The sequence below is a fragment of the Vibrio alginolyticus NBRC 15630 = ATCC 17749 genome, assembly GCF_000354175.2.
GTDB classification, from domain to species: domain Bacteria; phylum Pseudomonadota; class Gammaproteobacteria; order Enterobacterales; family Vibrionaceae; genus Vibrio; species Vibrio alginolyticus.
This window is the reverse complement of sequence record NC_022359.1, coordinates 422,727-439,834: the sequence shown is the minus strand read 5'-3', so window position 1 is coordinate 439,834 and position 17,108 is coordinate 422,727. Positions and strand designations below refer to the sequence as shown.

Below are 17,108 nucleotides of genomic sequence, written 5' to 3'. Positions count from 1 at the left end.
GGATGTCTCTCTAAATTCAAATTTAATGCGAAGGATTTTAGCAAAAAGCGAAACCTTTTCAATTTCGCTTAGCAAAGGAATAGGGAGGTTACCTCATTCGTCGCATTGGATTGAACCATTGCCACGGTTCGCGTTAAGCGACACCCATTACTCGTTTGTACTTTTCGACCGATTGCTGGAAAAACGCCTTTTCATCAGCATCGTTAATCTTGGACAACTGTTCTTCTATTGCTTCAGGACCAGATTTGGCCTCTCTGAGCTTCCAAACCAAAAACGACGCCTGCTTATCCAGTTCGATTTTGTTTTTTCGTCAGGCGGCAATAGGGATAGATTAAACGACATTCACAGCCTCAAGGTACTTTAAATACTAGCCGGGCACTATATCACACAGAGTTACAATTACAGAATAGAAACGCACTTAACTTGATCGATTTCAAGTTAACTATTTTGGCACCGCGCTGATTTTCAGTGCTTTTGGTAAATGCTGTTCGAATATTTGTTGTAATCGATTCTTGGTAACGGGTTTAGCCACGAACTCGTTCATCCCAACATCGAAGCAATGTCGCTGATCCTCTTTAATGACATTGGCACTTAGCGCAATAATTGGAACGTGTTTCCCCCACTCTCCCATTTTTCGAATTCGCTCCGTAGCAATAAACCCATCCATCACAGGCATTTGGCAGTCCATAAAAATCAAATCGAAAGGCTGCTGATCACACAGCTGCAATGCTTCTTCGCCATGGTTGGCGACACTCACTCGCACACCCAGTTTTTCTAACATGATGCGAACTACCTTCTGATTGACGATGGTATCTTCAACAACCAATACCCAAGGTTTATCGTTATCTTGAGGGCTGATTTCGTTGTCTTCCGCTTTCGGGAAATCTAATACATTAAGTTGGTCGGTATAGGTCGATTGCGCATTTATTACAGCAACAGGAATCGAAAATTCAAAACAGCTTCCCAGCCCAAGCTCACTTGTTAGTTGTATTTCCCCTCCCATCAAGTTAACCAACTGTGCAGCTATCGCCAAACCAAGCCCTGTCCCACCATACTTTCTGGTGGTACTACCATCAGCTTGTTGGAAGCGTTCGAAGATTGCTTGTTGGTGCTCTTTCGCAATACCAATCCCAGAATCCACAACTCGAAACCGGATAAGAGCGGTCTCTCCATCAAGTCGAGATAACGCTACAAGAAGCTTCACATGGCCGCGCTCGGTAAATTTAATCGCGTTGCTCAACAAATTGTTCAGAACTTGTTTCAATCGTGTGGCATCACCTTGCACTTCCGTTGGCAAGTGAGGATCAATATCGCTGAGCAGCTGTAAGTTTTTCTGCTTGGCTTTGACACTATGTAAACTGATGACATCGTCAAGTAGCTCGCGAAGATCATAGCTCGTGTATTCTAGCTCTACTTTGCCAGCTTCAACTTTAGAGAAGTCCAAAATGTCGTCGATGATCGTCATTAGTGAGTGAGAAGAACTGTCAATGATCTCTACAAACTCTTTTTGCTGGGGATCGAGGTCGGTGTCATTGAGCAACGACGACACACCAATAATGCCATTCATCGGTGTGCGGATCTCATGACTCATAGTGGCGAGAAACTCACTTTTTTTACGATTAGCGACTTCTGCCCTATCGCGTTCAGCCTCTAACTCAGTCTGGTGCTCTTTCACTTTCTCAACACTTCGGTTGTATTTCTCTGCCAAAACACTCACTTCATCAAAGCACCATCGTTTAGGGAGAGTCACTTTACTCGGCACTGTACCGCCACGAAAATCGCTCACCGCACCAGACAGCAATTGTAACGGATTGACCAACAAGCGAAACGCCACCCAAAGAACACCAATGATGAGGACAAGAATTTTGATCGCTTCTGTCGTAAGTAGAAAAAAGAACTGCTGCCAAAGATCTTCATATATCGCGCTAAGATCCGATTGAACCGTTAATATCGCGAGATCATACGTTTTATCGCCGACCCGATACTGCATCGGCCAGCTTCTCTCGACAACATCCTCAGAAAGCGCCGAACCTAATTCAATGATAACTTCGTCTTCACTAGCAATACGTAAGTAGTCCACCGAGGGCATACGCATTGCACCTTGAGCTTGTGTCAACAACAGCTCCCTATCCTCTACCCACAAACTCGCAGAAAAGCTCGATAAATAGCTAGACTCAACCTGCTTTAATTCAACATCTAAATGGGCTAAATCTTCGTGAAAAACTCGATATAAGCTCACTGTAGAAATGATGACCGTAAAGATTAAACTCAACGTTAATACCGCCAACATAAGTTGGTTGCCGATACTAAAACGACGTTGAGATCGCTCTTTTTCATCCATATGAAACCGCTCCGATAAACTTGCGCTACTCTAAATATAGCTACGCACAAATAATAATCGAGGATACGATGAAAAGACTTCTACTTAGATTGGCTTTTAGCTTAATTGTTGTAAGTTCTCATGTGACCGCAAATCAAGTGAACTATTACGTCATTGCTGAACAAGCTCGACCATTTCAAATTGAACAACAGGGACAAATGCACTCCGGAATTGTGACCGATATCGTCAGCGCTATCTTCGCGGAGTCGGATTACCAAGTGAATTATCATACTTATCCATTTAAACGTATGATTTCCATATTGGAAGAAGGCGCTGAGCCAAACTGGTTAACTTATGGCAGCCCGAACTGGGGCAAGGTGCAGTCGGAAAATTTATCTGAGGAGCCCATTTACACTGTAAAACATGTACTGGTGTCGAGTAGCGAGAAGCCTTTAGAATTCAAAAACATGGATACCATGCATGGTCGTTCTATTGTATTACTGCTAGGGTTTGATTATCCAAATTTAACACCGTTCTTTGAAAATGGCAGTGTCAATGAAATGCGTGTGAAAGACTACAACGCCGCATACCGAGTGATAAGCCGAACCCCTGGAGATACAGCTTTTGTCGAGATGGAATCCCGAGTCCTTTACAACTTAAAGCGACTCAATTTGCCGTTAGAGAATTTTCAGATACAGCCTTTCAGCTCGGTTATTCCTGACTACTCAATCTACCTGGCTTTTTCACCTCAAATGCAACCAGAAACTCAAAATTACATCAATACACGACTCGTTGAATTAAAAACCTCAGGGGAAATTGATGAAATCATTCAAAAGTATCAATGAATCAACTCATTAACAAAAACGCCAACGATGATACGTTGGCGTTTTTGTTTCTGAGAAATCTGTAGAACTTACTTAGTGTGGTTAACAAACTTAGGATCAAACATGTGCCCCAATTTACTCGCCTTGGTTTGCAGGTAATGTTGATTACTTGGGTTATTCCCTTCTTGTAATGGCACTCGTTCAATGACGTTAATATCAACCGCTTTTAAGGCGGCGAGCTTGCGTGGGTTATTCGTCATTAGACGCACAGCGTCAATCCCCAAATGCTCTAGCATTCCTTTACAGAACGCGTAATCACGCATATCAGCGGCAAAACCTAAACGCTCATTTGCTTCCACGGTATCTGCGCCATCATCTTGTAAGTGATAGGCACGAATTTTATTAATCAAGCCGATTCCACGCCCTTCTTGACGTAAATAAAGCAGCACGCCACATCCCTCTTTGACGATGTTTTGTAGCGCTCTATTAAGCTGAAAACCACAGTCACAACGCGTGCTAAATAGAGCATCTCCGGTAAGACACTCCGAATGCAACCGAATAAGTGGTGCTGCACTTTTTGTTGGCTCGCCATAGACCAGAGCAAGATGCTCTTTATTTGTCGCGGCTTCAATAAAGCCGTACATCATAAATGTGCCCCACTGGGTGGGCAATTTGGCTTTATCGATAAACTTCACGAGATTGTAAGGCTCAACATGTCTCAGCTCTGCTCGAACATTCATCAGAATCTCTCCTAGATGATTTTCTCCTTTACCATCTCCCCCGTCTCCCCAAAAGGCATCTTTATGAGAATGCTCTGTTAGGCAAGCGTTACCCGTTCTCATTAATTGCTGCGCTAATGGTGGATTTTGTAGAAACTTTTCCCTAACGATGAAAGCCATAACAGCCAACTTTATATCGTCCCAATCGCTTCTGACAAAGTGTTCGTATTTACGGCTTAAAGCAAACGCTTCATCAGGGGTGCTTGCGTGCTGAATTTTACTTTGCAACTGAGCATCGAGAAACTTTTGGGCTTGGTAATAATGTTCGCTGGTGGGCCAAGTTTGGGAGGAGATATTGACTGGGGCATGGCAAAAATTTGAGAGAAAACCGTGGGGCTCATCGGGCTCATAAAAAAGGATTTGATCAACCATACTTGCGCTCCTTGCTTTGTGGTTGCGATAATCAACAAAAAGCATATCGCTACTGATATATCTAGTAACACAAGGTCAGATTGTCAAACTTCTTCGGGACGGGACGTGAGTGTGAAACTCGTGCTTTTGAGGCGCAAGACAGATAAATGGAGAGTTTGAATAAGAGAGTAATAGAGTGAAAAAATAAAAAGGGCAGTCCGTCGACTACCCTATGGGTTGCTAAACCAACCTGAGGCGATCAGTGTATCAAGCCAAGCTCCCTTGCTTCTTCAATGGTCAACCCACTTTCACGGATCTCACGTAACGCTTCAATGCGTCTTCTGGCTTCTGCTGATTTCACTGTTTTCTCTGGCTTCACAACGGTTTCCTCATCAGGTAATTCCCATTTGTGAGCGATGTTGGTCATCTCGTCATGGTCGATAGAATTAATGGACATATTTCCTCCGAACACACCATGTTTTCGATGCGTAATCTATAGCAAAACCGGAACAAGGTGGTAAGAAAAACTGTAGGGAAATGTGACCCCTCCCGCCCTTTCGTTAACTCCTTAATAGATTCATCATTTAAGTTTTGCCAAGGGACAAATTTACGATTAAATTTGAGTAATTCCCCCTACGAAAAGTGTGCTGATCTAGCTCTCAATTCTGCTCTTCTTTAGTTTTATCAACGACGCATTACACCACTTCCTGTTTCACCTAACTTTCGAGTCACTTCACTGATTCATAGTTTGATACTTTCTAAAAACCGCCACACCTGATAATGATAATAATTATCTTTTAGATTGGTAAGGTGTTTATATGGATGGTATTAACTTAAGTCATGCATACCACAATGACCCGGTCATCCAGATCCGAGATTTGTGCGTCGATTACATCACTGATAATGGTGATTTTAATGCGGTAAAGTCCGTCAGCTTTGATATCGGCAAAGGCGAAGTATTTGGTCTTGCCGGTGAATCTGGATGTGGTAAAAGCACAATTGCATTCTCAATAAATCGTCTTCATAAGCCGCCAGCGTTCATTTCTGGCGGTAAAATATGGTTTGATGGCAAAGATATCCTTAGTATCTCAGACTCTGAACTGACCGCTCTAAGGTGGAGTGAAATCGCCATGGTGTTCCAGAGCGCGATGAACTCACTCAACCCTGTCTTAACGATACAAGAGCAATTTGCAGATGTGTTACGACACCATCAAGGCCTCACTAACGCTCAAGCAAAAGATAGAGCAGAAAAGTTGTTGGACTTGGTCAATATTCCTCGAGAACGCTTAGCAGAATATCCTCACCAATTTTCAGGAGGAATGCGTCAGCGGTTGGTGATAGCCATTGCTTTGTCTCTAAATCCAAAACTGATCATTATGGATGAACCCACAACAGCATTAGATGTAGTGGTACAGCGAGAAATTTTACAGCAAATTTATCAGCTTAGAGATGAGTTCGGTTTTTCAGTCCTCTTTATCACTCATGACCTGGCACTCATGAGCCAACTATGTGATCGAATTGCAATCATGCGTCACGGAGAAATCGTCGAAGTCAATCGAGCATACGATATACGCAATCATCCTCAACACCCTTACACGCAAAAGCTATGGGCTTCTTTCCCAAACATCCATGACGTCCACAAACAACCAGAGTTACAAGGAGCGTAACCATGAGTCAACCTATCATCCAAATGAAAAATGTGATTAAAGAATTCAAAGTGGGCGGTGGTTTAGCGAAAGAGGAAACCTTTCGTGCGCTTCAAGGAGTGACTTTTGATCTGTACGCAGGAAAAACCTTGGCTTTGGTTGGAGAGTCAGGCTGCGGTAAGAGTACTTGCGCTCGCTTAATAACCAAAGTCTATCCTGCAACGGAAGGCGAGATCCTTTTCAATGGCACTGACATAAATGAGATCACGTCACGATCGGCTCTACAAGAATATCGCAGTAAAGTACAAATGGTGTTTCAAGATCCGTTTGGCTCTCTCAATCCAACTCATACCATTCGCCATCACCTAACACGTCCTTTAAAAATTCATAAACAAGTCAAAAACGAGCGCGACATCCCAGCCCGCTTGGAAGAGCTCCTAAAGCTGGTGGAACTACCTGAAGAGACATTGAATAAGTTCCCTCACGAACTCAGTGGTGGGCAACGTCAGCGAGTAAACTTAGCAAGGGCTTTAGCGGTAGGTTCGCAAATCATTCTTGCGGATGAGCCTACGTCTATGCTGGATGTTTCTATTCGCTTGGGAGTGTTGAATTTAATGCAACGAATGAAGCAAGAACTGGGAATTGGTTTTTTATACATCACTCATGATCTGGCGACTGCGCACTACATCGCGGAAGAAACCGCAGTAATGTACAAAGGGCAAATCGTTGAATGGGGCGACACGCATTCAATACTTAAGAATCCGCAGCATCCTTATACTAAGCTGTTGATTTCTGCCGTTCCTGATCCTGACTTACCTTTTGGTAACTTAGTGAAAAATGAACCAAACTATTCGATAGATGCCGATGAAATTCGTCAACGTAGCAGCATAATTGTCGACGAATTTGATCAAATAGGACCAAATCACTATGTAAAACAATGGACTGAGGCAGCGTAATGGATTTGAGTACTTGGCAAGATCAAATCGCCATGTGGTACGAACAGCGGAAACATGATCAAGTAGAAAAATTGGAAACGATCTTATATCAGGTGCCTGATGACGTGTTTGGACCCGAATTGAGTGATCTTCAAAGTAAAGCGATTGCTTGCTGGTTGGATGGATGTTTACGCGTGTTTCAACATGCAAGGTACCAAGACCCTCAGAAAGCATATCAAACTTTGCTTTATACGAGTGCAAAGCTTGAACAAGCAGCATGCCAAGTCTCGACTGATATTCTGATCAAAGATTGGTGTTTGAGACGACTTCAGCATCTCACCGTTGTGGCGTTAGAGTTTTGTAATCAGCAGTGTGATCAAAACAAGTGGCAGGAACAAGCCCATAGCTTAATCGAATCACATGTTGCGTTGATGCGTTCATTACATTGGAATGAACCTAAGAAGCATGATCAAGGTTTGCCTCATTAGTCCGGAAAAATGATCAAGGCTTAATTAGCGGAATTTTAGGTAAAAAAAAGCGAGTTTCCTGAGGAGAAACTCGCGAAGTCTATTCAGAATGAATGTAACAATATGAGCCAATCTATTAATCATCAGAAAGGACAAAAGGTTGTCTATTCGGGATAAATAGTAGTATTAGGCTTGGCTTCTAATGTCAGTGGTTTGTAAGAGTTAAGTCTGTTTTTTATCATCGAAAGACATTGTTACATTTCAAACCGATACATCACACCTATAGCTTGATACACATCAAGCGACATTTTTAAATCGCCATTTCATCCAAGGCACGAAATACCATTTCATCCATGTGACCATCGAAGATTTGACGACAAACTTTCCGACGCACCGCTAACCCCGCAATCAAGCGCTCGATGGTAAGATGCTTGACATCGTTCTGGGTGTTAAACAGCTCGACGGTTTTACTTAATGTCTCATAAGGAATCGGCTCATCCCCTACCCTTAGCCAATCGAGCTTCTCTATGTAATCTGAGCACTCTTCTTTGATTGAGGCATACGAGTGCCCTGTCATCGCAGATAAAGCCGTTATACTGCGTTCTAGAGCCTCTGGTGAGGTATATTTAGATAGAGTAATGGTGATCTCATCAGCATTGATCTCTACCAAATGTTTTCTTTGCTTCACGCGTCGCCCTAAATTTCCTCTTGGAGACGGTGCTTTGCGTTGAATGGGCTCAAATTCGCCGTCTATGATGCCTGAGAGCTCCTCAAGCTGCTGTCGGGTTACCATCTCATTACGAAGCGGGTTTGGCAGCGTAGGCGCCATGTTGCGCTTGCCTGCGTTGGTTGTACGAGCACGTGAGTAACGCAGCACCTCTTCGACGTCACATTTGATGTCGATCTGGTAATCCATCACTTTATCATTCTCGATCATAGTTTCGATCGTTAAGTGATAGCCCCATAAGTTCACCACAAAAAGATCGTCTGTCCCTTTGCCGTCTGACAAGCGTTTCAGCTCACGGATCAGATCCATTGAGAACCGACGCCATTCAATGTTACGTGCAAGCTTCTGATTTAACTCGCTCAACAGCATGCAATCTGTGTGTCGGCGCACCATACGGCTACGGAAAAACGAATACAGCTGGAACACCAACGTATGCTGTTTCAGGATTTCTGGTGGGAACAAGAAGAAATAATCGCGCGTTAACAGCTCTTCATAAAACGAAGGTTCCCAAACTAAAATATATAAGTTTGGCTTGATACGAATTTCACCATCGCTTCCCTCCACTGGTGCCTCTTCAGAGGCTGTGATGGTTCGAGCAAGAAAACGAAAACGATCACTTTTGAAGCCCTCTGGCATGTTTTCACTTAGCCAACGTCCAGTAAGTTCATGGAGCTGAAAATCAGTGAATTCAATGCGATCAATGCTATCGCGAATGGAATCACGAGCTGGGCCACTGTCTTTTTTGCCTCTGAGCGACAAAATATCAGTGATGTATAGCGGCGTTTTGTTTGGTACGTGAGCAGCATCAAGCTGATACTGATCTTTGTGATGATCATGATACTGAACCGTTAACGTGAAGAGAGCGAACAGGGTCATGAGATCATCCACAGTCATGATATTTTTGGATGATCGCGTCTCAATAACGGCTTTTGTGCCAGAGATCGACACCATGGATTTCTGATAACTTTTTCGAGTTCTTGGTGGCGCAAGTGCTTGGTCAATGATCCCAGCCCAATTTGTTGGAGATACAACAAATTGATCGGCTTCATCTTTCATCGTGGGAGGTGTGTTTAACCCGTGCTCATTCAACAAACGTTTGTTTACTTGAGTCTGAGCCAATGCTTTCGAACGTTTTTGTTTTTCGTTCTGGCGAACTTTGTCGGTAACAAGACTTGTTGCTCCCAACACAGATATAAGCTGATTGGGATTCACAAATTTATGTAGCATCGTTTTACCAGCAAGTCCCTCTTCAAAACGCACTGGAGTTTGAGTAAATAAACCAATATTTACTGCCGCGCGCAAACGTTGTTGCAAGGCTGCACGTGTGAGTTGCCCATCTGTTGCTTCCACAATCTCTGTGGTTGAAACCAAACCATCCTTGCTGCTGAAGCCTCGTAATGAGATCAGATTAAGCAACTCTAAGATGCTTTTGGTCACCCCTTTGAAATGTTGGTACTGCTCTACCCAATCCGCAGAGGATTCATGTACCTCAAAAAGATGGCCATCTTTGTGGCTTCTCGGTGCTTTAATCAGAATTTTTTCATCAGCCGTCATTTTAGATCCAGATCACACTAGCCGTAGTTGTGCTATGGTTCCGAAGAATAAAGAAAAACAGATCATAAATAAAGAAAAAAGATTGTTTTTTAAATAACTGATCTTTTTGATTAATCTGATCTTAATTGATTATATGATCTAATGATCTGGCTTGAAATTTTTCGCTAAGCTTTTGTTCTATAAGACTATTATTTCCATTTATTTCGGAACTATGATCATAAGAAGTCTGAAAGTATGATCAACAATAACCTGAAAGCATGATCATATTTATTCGTAAGCATGATCATTAAGGTTATGAAAAGATGATCAAAAGAGTCTTGAAACGATGATCATGATGTTTTTACAGGTTATCCACAGATGCAGTATTTAATAATGATCTTCACGATGATTATATTGTGCATTGGTGATGTTATTTATACTCGGATCGATGATCAAGAGCCAATATATCTATCGTTCTGGCGTCCATATTGATGAGATATCACTCATCTGATTAAAATACATTCAAGTCGCTCATATTTAGAAGTAAATCCTAGTCTCTGCTTATTTACAGGAAGCATGATCATGAGAGTGTGATTTATCATAGCAACTTGAGCAATTTCATTGTTCCGGCTTCTATACCGTCAATTTCTGCTCAATCCCCCATTCTGTCTGCACTCAACCGTAAATCAGAGAAGAAAACTCATGCTTCCGAGAGATTTTAAGGCTTGATCATATTTCCGACTAATGGATCTTATTTTATTTGCGTGTTTACACCGTACTCTGCTCAATTTTTCCATGATCATGCTTTCGGATTTGTTTATTAACACGGAAGCATGATCATAAGTATACCTTGATCATACTTCCATAGATGTTTCGCTGGAACTGCCCTATTTTGCTCGGAGACATGATCAAGGTGTTCAGGTCTTTATTGTTCCGATATTACTTACTATTTTTCGTTTAAATTAGGTTGGTCTAACATAATCCGTAATTTAGCTTAAGATTATAATCGTTCCGGTAGAAAATTGATTTACATTGTAAATGAGTGACGCTGTAACACTTTTTATTTTTAAGTTTAGGTGTCCACTTATGAGAAGATTATTTGATTAAAAATAGTTATCTTTTTGACCATAAATCATAAAAGCGTCGATTTGGGTGTTTTTTTATGTGATGGTAATTCAAAATGTTCGTGCACCTTTTTGTTGTTTTTGGTCTTTACTGCTGTACAATTGCAGTTATAAATCCTTCCAACGGAATTTGGCATGAAAAGAGAAAAAACGATTGAAAACCTTCTTGAGTTAGCGGAGCTGACTCAGCAGGTTCAAGCTGACCGTATTGAAATTGTTTTAGAAGAGCGAAGCGATAACTACTTCCCACCAATGTCGAAAGCGATGATGGAAACCCGTTCTGGTCTAACTCGCCGTAAGCTCGACGACGCGATTGGTAAAATGGAAGCCGCTGGGCATCAATTTACTAAAAACAACGCGAATCATTATTCAATTACGTTAGAAGAAGCACACATGCTCATGGATGCGGCTGAAGTGCCTAAATTTCATGAGCGTAAAAAGAATTCAGGTAACAAACCTTGGATTATTAATGTGCAGAACCAAAAGGGCGGTACAGGTAAATCAATGACCGCGGTTCATTTAGCGGCATGTTTAGCGCTAAATTTGGATAAACGATACCGTATTTGTTTAATCGACTTAGACCCACAAGGCTCGCTACGTTTATTCCTCAACCCGCAAATCAGCATGGCAGAGCATGATAATATCTATTCTGCGGTAGACATTATGTTGGGTAACGTGCCTGATGGTGTGGAAATTGACAGTGAATTTTTACGTAAAAACGTATTGCTGCCAACGCAATATCCGAACTTAAAGTCGATTTCAGCGTTTCCAGAAGACGCGATGTTTAATGCGGAAGCATGGCAAACGCTATCTGAAGACCCATCACTCGATATCGTCCGTCTGCTGAAAGAGCAACTGATTGATAAAATTGCTGATGACTTCGATATCATTATGATTGATACCGGTCCACACGTTGACCCATTAGTATGGAATGCGATGTATGCATCAAATGCCTTGCTCATTCCTTGTGCGGCTAAGCGTCTGGACTGGGCTTCAACAGTAAACTTCTTCCAGCATTTGCCTACGGTATATGAAATGTTCCCGGAGGACTGGAATGGTCTTGAGTTTGTTCGCTTGATGCCAACCATGTTTGAGGACGACAATAAGAAGCAAGTTTCTGTTTTAACTGAAATGAACTATCTTCTAGGTGACCAAGTTATGATGGCTACTATTCCTCGTAGCCGTGCGTTTGAAACCTGTGCCGATACCTACAGCACAGTATTTGATCTGACAGTAAGCGATTTTGAAGGCGGTAAGAAGACACTAGCTACCGCGCAAGACGCTGTTCATAAAAGCGCACTGGAATTAGAGCGTGTGCTGCACTCTAATTGGCCGTCATTGAATCAGGGGTAATAAGTAAATGGCTTTGAAAACGTCTGAATTAAACGCGAAATTATTTGGCAAAACGAATAAGCGTCGTGTTGTGACTCCGCAAGAGGCGCAAACTGCGGCAAAAGAGAAAGCTCAAACGATTGAACTAGCAGTTGCAGGTGAAAATATTGTTCAGTTTGAACTTGTGCGTATTCCTGCAAATAAAGTTGCGACAGAAACAACAGTATTTGTTGATAACGCTCGTGAGCAATCGTTCTTAAACGAACATGCTTTATCTGATGTTTTAGTCACACTCAAAGAGCGTGGCCAACAATATCCAGCGGTGGGTCGTAGAACTGAAGATGGCAAGATTGAAGTTTTAGATGGTAGCCGTCGTCGCATGTCTTGTATCCTCGCTGAACAAGATTTTTTGGTTTATGTTGCTGACAACATCAATACTGACCATGCTAAGTTTTTGTCTGATGTGGCAAATGCTCACAAACCGCTCTCTTTATACGAAAAAGGTAAAGAGATGCAGGCTAAGCTTGATAGTGGTGAAGCTGAGGATCAGAAAGCATTGGCAAAAATGTTCCAGTGCAGTGAAGCGTTGGTAAGTGGCGCTTTAAAAGCCGCAGCATTACCGTTAGAACTGCTTCAAGCGTATCCGAATGTTGGCGATCTCGGTCGCCCAACAATCGTGAAACTGCACAAACAGTTTTCAACGCTAACGCCAGAGCAGCAGCAAGAGCTGTTAGATAAATGTCGCTCTAGCGAAGGGTTTTTATGGCAGCGAAGCACAGCTCAAGGCGTTGCTCGTCTGACAAAAGAAGTCACGGAAAGCATCGAAAATTGGATTACTGAACTTGCACCAGCAAAACCTGGTAAGAAGACGGAAAAAGTCGACTTAGTTAAAGGTCGAGCAAGCTATAGCCGAAAAGGTAGCAGCCTGGCGTTGAACTTGAAGAAAGTTGACGACAGCTTAATGGAAGAGATTCTTGCGTTTGTACAAACCAAACTGCAATAACAAATGATGATTGAATCAACCGCCTCCGGGCGGTTTTTTTATATCTGAGAAGCGTCAAATTAAAGATGTGATACCATTACGTCAGTTCAACGTTGGATAGACAAAATGCAGACACAATCTGATTTCCTTTCATCACTTCAACATCAAGCTCACCAATCTTTCCAAAGGATTGGTGTTGTCATTCAAGGCGAGGCTTCTTGGCAAAATGCGTTGATGTCAGAGTTCCATAAAACGCAGCGCCATCAACGTTGGTTTTCTGTTGGTGATTTTGGTTTGAAAAACGTATCCAGTGTTTCGTCTAAACAAGGACACATGTTGCTAGGCAGAGAGTGTGACGTTCTATTGTTTGATGCTCGAAATGGCTTTGACGCCAATAGTTTTACCGCCGCGCTTGGCTCATTGGTTGGCGGCGGTTTTCTTATTGTCATTACTGAGCTGCGACAAAATGCGAATTTTGCTCAGCAATGGATGCACAAACAGTGGGAGAAGCTCGTTGTTATTGAGCAAGACAAACCATTGCCAACGGCTCCAGACATCAAGCAAGCAGAAAAAGAAAGCCACTACACGGAACAAGAACATGCCATTTCTCTAATTGAAAAGGTGGTGACAGGACATCGAAAGCGACCGTTAATTTTGACCGCTGATCGTGGGCGCGGAAAAACAAGTGCCCTCGGCATTGCGTGTGCGAACTTATTACAGCAGAAGCCACTTAGAATCTTAATTACGGCACCATCTATAAAAGCCGTTGAGCCTGTTTACCAACATGCTTTACGTTTACTCCCTAACGCACAGCGCATTAAGAAGGACAGATTAGAATCAGGGCAGGGAGCCATTCAATTCATTGCTCCTGACGAACTTCTATCGAGCAGACCTGAATGTGATTTGTTACTTGTCGATGAAGCGGCTGCAATTCCAGTTCCTATGCTCAAAAGCATTACCGAACATTATCATCGACTCGTTTTTTCTACGACTGTTCATGGTTATGAAGGTTGTGGCCGGGGCTTTACGATTAAATTTGTTGATTGGCTTCAGAAACAGCGTTCGGGAATGAAAACATGGCACATGACACAGCCCATCCGCTGGAGCATGAATGATGCGCTTGAATCATGGCTCTATGACGCGTTTTTGTTGGATGCGGAGTTAACGCACCATCAACTTAAACAGGTCGACTCAATTTCCCTTTCTAAAGCCGATAAGAACAATTTGATATCGCAGCCTAGTTTGCTGCGTGAGTGCTTCGCTCTTTTGGTGAATGCTCATTATCAGACCTCGCCGAATGATTTGATTCACCTTTTGCAAGACGACAACAGTCAGCTCTATTTTGCTAAGCAAGATAATGCGGTTGTGGGGGTGATATTAGCGGTCGAAGAGGGGGGCCTTGACGATGAATTGATTGAAGAAATCCAGCTTGGTAAGCGTCGTCCTAAAGGACACTTAGCCCCAATTACGATTGCAAACCACCTAGGATTCCCGAATGTCGCGAATCTATCGACGCTGCGAGTCATGAGAATTGCGGTTCATCCAGCATTGCAAGGCAAAGGCATTGGTCAAAAAATTCTGCAGCAACTTGAGCAAATGGCTGCTAAACACATTGCCTACTTATCCACGAGTTTTGGTGCGACGGAAGAGTTGCTCTATTTCTGGCGACAATCGAACTTCCGTACAATTCGCTTAGGGTCAATGCGCGATGCTGCTAGCGGTTGTTATTCAGTCTTGATGGTCAAACCTTGTGATTCCCAACAGACGGCTTGGGTCGACCAATCTCAGGCGCTATTTGAAGAAATGTTGTCTAACAATGTGGCTGACGTCTATCCAAAATTAGAAGCCCCTATTTTTCGAGCTCTATTGCCGCAACCTTTGGGAATGAGTCCACTTCATCCCGCTAAGTTATTACTAATTGAATGTTATGCTGATGGTGGTAACAGTTATGAGTCTGTGTCTGTGTGGCTTCAACAGTGGTTACTTAATTTAGGTTTGAACTCTGTTTCCGACTTGATGATTAGTAAGCTTTTTCTTAACCGTAGTTGGACTGAATGTGCTCAGCAATTTGGTTTACCTGGAAGAAGGCAAGTTGAGCAGCAGTTAAGGGACGAAGTAAGACACATTTGGAGCGATTTACACTGTAAACAATAAAGGGAAATTTACACTGTAAATGAAATTATTGGGAGCTGATTTTACACTGTAAATCCAGCTCCTTTTTGTTTCAGCGTGTATTTTGATTGAGCTTTAGGTTAAATCGAGTTTTCTCTTAATATGCTGTTTAACCGTTATTGATGGATTACTTTCTTTAGTGACGTGAGCCCTATAATAAGAAATGCGAGGTTTGTTCAGAAAACGGATTTGGTTAGACTGAAAGTGTTGATGGGAAGCAAAGTGGTAAGGGTATGTGGAAGCTGTGTCTTGAGTTATCTGAAGATAAGACCAAGGTGATAGCCCGTCTTCCGGGAGAAGTGGACCTCGGTGGTGAGCTAAATCAAAATGAATTAAACGAGCAGCTCGTCGCAATGAACGCTGAAAGGATGTTTGTTGTTGAGGGGGAAGTCGTTAGGTTCATTAACTGCGCCAAAGAACGTAAAGCCGAAGCTTACGAAGGCATCGTCATTGCGGAAAAACGCAACGCGCAAGTTGAGGTCGAATTATCGAATAATGACATGCTCGCCAGCATGAACGTTGTCGGCGCGTACGGAGGCCGAGGTTTACGTGGCCCCGAGATTGTTCAAGCCCTTGCTCAAGCGCGAGTTTCGAAAGGCATCAACAAACTGGCTTTGAAGAAAGTGTTGGTTGTCAGCACTCAGCTCAAACCCGGCGAAACTTTTTCTCAACCTGTAGCGGTTGGTAAGCAACCTATCAAAGGCAAAGACGCTCTTTTTACTCCTCTTGTTAAAGACATCACCAAACGCATCCTCAAACCCAAAGACGGCCAATCTGCTAGCGACAAAATTGATTTACGTAACCTCGGTGAAACTATCGCGGTTGACGTAGGCGATGAGGTGATGCGCCGCACGCCTGCGACCAAAGGCACGCCTGGCTTTACTGTTCAAGGGCGAGTGATTCCTCCGCAAGCCGGAAAAGACAGCCCAATGAAGCCGGGCAAAGGCACTGAGATAAGCAAGCAAGACCCAAACCTATTGATTGCATCGGTATCCGGTACGCCTCTGATTAAAGACAAAACCATCGAAGTTGATAACGCACTCTGCCTCAATAGCGTTGGCGTGAATACAGGCCACGTGAAATTCAAAGGGAATGTGATTATCGGTGGCAACATCGAATCCGGAATGATTGTTAAAGCGACGGGCTCTATTACTGTAGGCGGCTTCATTGAATCGGCTGAAGTACAAGCGCAAGACGACATTCAAGTTGGTAAAGGGATCATTGGCCACACCGTGAGTGATGGCCAGCCAAAGAGTTGTCACGTCAAAGCCAAAGGTTCGATTCGTGCCAGCTACGCCCAATATTGTGATTTGCAAGCTGGCGAAGATATTGAGTTGGCGGTGCACAGCATGAATAACGATATTGTTTGTGGGCGCAATCTGACGGTGCTGGATGCGAACGGTAGGAACGGTACGCTCAGCGGCGGAGATGCAAAAGTCGGTGACAAAGTGGTGTGCTTACAATTGGGCGTAGAAGGCGACACCGCCACTAAGGTAGAAGCGTTCGCGCGCTATTCTGCATTTAAGGAGCGATTAGCAGAGCTCAAAGATCAATACAAACGCGCTCAAGAAGGCACGATGGATGTGATTCGTAAAGAGCTCGAATTTAAGAAACGTCCTAAAGCCGAACGTACCGACGAAGAACAAGCTCAGATTGACGTGATGAAAACACAAAACAACGAGCAGCTTGAAGCGATAAAGCAAAAGCTAGAACAAACGGAACATGACTTTGAAGTCGCGTTAGAAGAAAATATTGTCGAAGCCAAAGAGCGTGTCTTCACTCGCGTGACGGTGCAGTTTGGCGACGAACAAGTAACGACAAAGCGCACTCATGGCGGTTGTTCGTTCCGTTTCAATCAATACGAAATTAAAGTCTCGGCGAACTTGGAAGAAGAGGACGTCGCTGCGGTTTAAGCT

General features: G+C 43.2%; 12 protein-coding genes and 1 pseudogene. 8 read left to right on the top strand and 5 right to left on the bottom strand.

Features of this window, described 5'->3' with window-relative positions:
• Nucleotides 1-133 precede the first annotated feature (133 nt).
• Nucleotides 134-342, bottom strand: a pseudogene (locus N646_RS17225) (DUF3283 family protein).
• Between the two features lie 100 nt (nucleotides 343-442).
• The gene (locus N646_RS17220; RefSeq protein WP_017821058.1) at nucleotides 443-2,341 is read right to left on the bottom strand and encodes an ATP-binding protein; all 1,899 of its coding nucleotides are present in this window, start codon (nucleotides 2,339-2,341) and stop codon (nucleotides 443-445) included.
• A 68-nt stretch (nucleotides 2,342-2,409) separates the two neighbouring features.
• Between N646_RS17220 and N646_RS17215 the strand changes: the two genes are divergently transcribed.
• Nucleotides 2,410-3,165: a substrate-binding periplasmic protein gene (locus N646_RS17215; RefSeq protein WP_005383196.1), complete on the top strand. Its 756-nt coding sequence runs from the start codon at nucleotides 2,410-2,412 to the stop codon at nucleotides 3,163-3,165.
• 68 nt (nucleotides 3,166-3,233) lie between these two features.
• On the opposite strand, the gene ribA is transcribed toward N646_RS17215, so the two are convergent.
• Nucleotides 3,234-4,295, bottom strand: a complete 1,062-nt coding sequence (ribA, locus tag N646_RS23895) for a GTP cyclohydrolase II (RefSeq protein ID WP_017635221.1) — start codon at nucleotides 4,293-4,295, stop codon at nucleotides 3,234-3,236.
• 238 nt (nucleotides 4,296-4,533) lie between these two features.
• Nucleotides 4,534-4,731 carry a PA3496 family putative envelope integrity protein gene (locus N646_RS17200; RefSeq protein WP_005374493.1) on the bottom strand — a complete coding sequence of 66 codons (198 nt, stop codon included), beginning with the start codon at nucleotides 4,729-4,731 and terminating at the stop codon, nucleotides 4,534-4,536.
• A 361-nt stretch (nucleotides 4,732-5,092) separates the two neighbouring features.
• Here N646_RS17200 and N646_RS17195 point away from each other — a divergent pair, with 361 nt between their 5' ends.
• The 3 genes from N646_RS17195 to N646_RS17185 are packed head-to-tail and all read left to right on the top strand — an operon-like array spanning nucleotide 5,093 to nucleotide 7,343.
• Nucleotides 5,093-5,941 carry an ABC transporter ATP-binding protein gene (locus N646_RS17195; RefSeq protein WP_005374497.1) on the top strand — a complete coding sequence of 283 codons (849 nt, stop codon included), beginning with the start codon at nucleotides 5,093-5,095 and terminating at the stop codon, nucleotides 5,939-5,941.
• A gap of 2 nt (nucleotides 5,942-5,943) precedes the next feature.
• The gene (locus N646_RS17190) at nucleotides 5,944-6,876 is read left to right on the top strand and encodes an ATP-binding cassette domain-containing protein (RefSeq protein ID WP_017821873.1); all 933 of its coding nucleotides are present in this window, start codon (nucleotides 5,944-5,946) and stop codon (nucleotides 6,874-6,876) included.
• On the top strand, nucleotides 6,876-7,343 hold the full coding sequence (locus N646_RS17185; RefSeq protein WP_005374501.1) for a hypothetical protein: 468 nt from the start codon (nucleotides 6,876-6,878) through the stop codon (nucleotides 7,341-7,343). Before N646_RS17190 ends, N646_RS17185 begins: the two co-directional genes overlap by 1 nt.
• Before the next feature lie 289 nt (nucleotides 7,344-7,632).
• Here N646_RS17185 and N646_RS17180 read toward each other — a convergent pair whose 3' ends face one another.
• Nucleotides 7,633-9,603 carry a replication initiator protein RctB domain-containing protein gene (locus N646_RS17180; RefSeq protein WP_005374502.1) on the bottom strand — a complete coding sequence of 657 codons (1,971 nt, stop codon included), beginning with the start codon at nucleotides 9,601-9,603 and terminating at the stop codon, nucleotides 7,633-7,635.
• 1,238 nt (nucleotides 9,604-10,841) lie between these two features.
• Between N646_RS17180 and N646_RS17175 the strand changes: the two genes are divergently transcribed.
• From N646_RS17175 to N646_RS17160, 4 genes are all read left to right on the top strand, one after another.
• The gene (locus N646_RS17175; protein WP_005374503.1) at nucleotides 10,842-12,059 is read left to right on the top strand and encodes an AAA family ATPase; all 1,218 of its coding nucleotides are present in this window, start codon (nucleotides 10,842-10,844) and stop codon (nucleotides 12,057-12,059) included.
• Nucleotides 12,060-12,066: 7 nt separating this feature from the next.
• Complete coding sequence (locus N646_RS17170; protein WP_005374504.1) at nucleotides 12,067-13,041, top strand: ParB/RepB/Spo0J family partition protein; 975 nt, start codon at nucleotides 12,067-12,069, stop codon at nucleotides 13,039-13,041.
• A 105-nt stretch (nucleotides 13,042-13,146) separates the two neighbouring features.
• On the top strand, nucleotides 13,147-15,174 hold the full coding sequence (locus N646_RS17165; RefSeq protein WP_017821874.1) for a tRNA(Met) cytidine acetyltransferase TmcA: 2,028 nt from the start codon (nucleotides 13,147-13,149) through the stop codon (nucleotides 15,172-15,174).
• A 251-nt stretch (nucleotides 15,175-15,425) separates the two neighbouring features.
• Complete coding sequence (locus N646_RS17160) at nucleotides 15,426-17,105, top strand: DUF342 domain-containing protein (RefSeq protein ID WP_017821875.1); 1,680 nt, start codon at nucleotides 15,426-15,428, stop codon at nucleotides 17,103-17,105.
• The last annotated feature ends 3 nt before the right edge of the window (nucleotides 17,106-17,108 follow it).

Bases quoted from the DNA above. Each gene is read 5' to 3' on its own strand.
- N646_RS17200 (WP_005374493.1), bottom strand. From the start codon at position 4,731: ATGTCCATTAATTCTATCGACCATGACGAGATGACCAACATCGCTCAC.
- N646_RS17165 (WP_017821874.1), top strand. From the start codon at position 13,147: ATGCAGACACAATCTGATTTCCTTTCATCACTTCAACATCAAGCTCAC.
- N646_RS17195 (WP_005374497.1), top strand. From the start codon at position 5,093: ATGGATGGTATTAACTTAAGTCATGCATACCACAATGACCCGGTCATC.
- N646_RS17170 (WP_005374504.1), top strand. From the start codon at position 12,067: ATGGCTTTGAAAACGTCTGAATTAAACGCGAAATTATTTGGCAAAACG.
- N646_RS17180 (WP_005374502.1), bottom strand. From the start codon at position 9,603: ATGACGGCTGATGAAAAAATTCTGATTAAAGCACCGAGAAGCCACAAA.
- N646_RS17190 (WP_017821873.1), top strand. From the start codon at position 5,944: ATGAGTCAACCTATCATCCAAATGAAAAATGTGATTAAAGAATTCAAA.
- N646_RS17185 (WP_005374501.1), top strand. From the start codon at position 6,876: ATGGATTTGAGTACTTGGCAAGATCAAATCGCCATGTGGTACGAACAG.
- N646_RS17220 (WP_017821058.1), bottom strand. From the start codon at position 2,341: ATGGATGAAAAAGAGCGATCTCAACGTCGTTTTAGTATCGGCAACCAA.
- N646_RS17175 (WP_005374503.1), top strand. From the start codon at position 10,842: ATGAAAAGAGAAAAAACGATTGAAAACCTTCTTGAGTTAGCGGAGCTG.
- ribA (WP_017635221.1), bottom strand. From the start codon at position 4,295: ATGGTTGATCAAATCCTTTTTTATGAGCCCGATGAGCCCCACGGTTTT.
- N646_RS17215 (WP_005383196.1), top strand. From the start codon at position 2,410: ATGAAAAGACTTCTACTTAGATTGGCTTTTAGCTTAATTGTTGTAAGT.
- N646_RS17160 (WP_017821875.1), top strand. From the start codon at position 15,426: ATGTGGAAGCTGTGTCTTGAGTTATCTGAAGATAAGACCAAGGTGATA.